This is a genomic window from uncultured Rothia sp. (assembly GCF_937976295.1).
In the GTDB taxonomy this organism is placed as follows: Bacteria; Actinomycetota; Actinomycetes; order Actinomycetales; family Micrococcaceae; genus Rothia.
This window is the reverse complement of sequence record NZ_CALJRY010000374.1, coordinates 1-1,554: the sequence shown is the minus strand read 5'-3', so window position 1 is coordinate 1,554 and position 1,554 is coordinate 1. Positions and strand designations below refer to the sequence as shown.

1 pseudogene is annotated in these 1,554 nt (G+C 55.5%); it reads right to left on the bottom strand.

What is annotated here, in order from left to right:
- Positions 1 to 1,430 precede the first annotated feature (1,430 nt).
- A pseudogene (locus Q0216_RS09915) lies at positions 1,431 to 1,554 on the bottom strand (NAD(+) synthase); the annotation flags it as partial.

Sequence of the window (1,554 nt, the reverse complement as noted above, 5' to 3'; positions counted from 1 at the left end):
CTAGACCGAAGCATAAAGCCGCGGCCGCCCAAGCGTTATTGCCACACCAATAGGTAACAGGTGAGGCTCAGGGTTACAGAGGAATCGTCTAACTCCTTGGTCATAGCATATCAGCTATTCTTGTTGGTTTCAAGATGAATTTGGGTTAGATGTTGCCCTCCAGAGTGCATAACATACAAGTTTTTAATAGAGGCTTGTGGATTTCGTAAATTGTATGTTTGCATTTGCCTCATCAGTTTTTCGTCCAAACGCCTAACCCCAAGGTCGACAACAAAATTCTCTTTCTGCACACCATGCAAGCGAGCTTTCTTCACCGCGTCAGATATTCGATTTTTAATCGTCGAGTACTTGTTCTTTGAGGATTTCAGCTCGCTAATCAGCTCGCCATTATTCAGCCAAACGAAATCGTTGCTGGGCTTCATCCCGCCACCCTTATCAGGTGCCGGCCGTTCAATCCACCGAGCCTTATTACCCAACGCTTCAAACCTCAGCAAGAACAACAGCTCATGACCGTACAGCTTCTCACCGTCAGGAATCTCAGAAGCAAGAGCCCCATAATACTTCGGGTCAACCTGCTCATCTTTACCATCAAGCCGCTCAGCCTCCTGCCAAGCCTCAGCCTCACGCGATAGCACTGTCGAAATCTTGACCGGCTCATACCCCTCGGGGTCAGCCTCATACTTACGGTCTTCCTTCTCGACCGTCTCCCGATAGAACTTCGCCAGCCTCTGCTGCTCAGCCCGCCCAGACCAATTCTCAGGGTCAAAAACGGGCACCACAATGCAGTCGCAATGCTCATGGAACGCGCGCGGGTTCTTCTTCCGCAGCTCCGTCCTCGCACGACGAGAGAGGAAGCCCCCTTCCCGAGATTTCTTGCCAGCCTCAGCCGCTACGAGCTGCGCCGCATCCGCAGACGAATAAACCGCGCCACGCGCGGCAAGCATGATGCAAAAACCGCACGACCAACGCCCCTGCAAAACACGAGCCCACCCAACCGGGCGAAGGCGAGGAAGCTTAGAATCAGCATCAGCATTATCTGCCTCCACCTCCGCCCGACGCAGAGCCTCATCAGCTGAATCATTCACCGTTGCCAGAGCCTCATCGAAGCCCTCCAATGTGACTGACCCACGCTCATGACGCGCACGCTCATCTTCAGACGCAAACTCGTCGAACTCAGCATCCAGGACAGACCGCATCACCTGCCTGCGGCCAGCCATCACCACGTGACGCCGCGCCGCAGCAGCCAGCTGCTCAGGTGTTGCTCCTTGATTCTCACGAAATAGCTTCCTGACCGCCTGAACTGGATAGGGCTCAGGCGCAGGATGATACGCGAGCGCACCAAACGGCGCAGCAGACGCATCCAAGTAATCATTAGCGGCTTCGACAGCCTGACGGCGGTACCGCCGAATCACACGGTGCGCCGCAGGAGCCAGCTTCTCAGCCGCCGCCTCGTCGATGTCCTTACCCTCCAGGTAGTCGTCAATCTGCGGGTAGGTCAGACCCAGCTCATCCTCATCGGTACGGCCGGGCACGCCGTCCAGCAGGTCAGCCGTC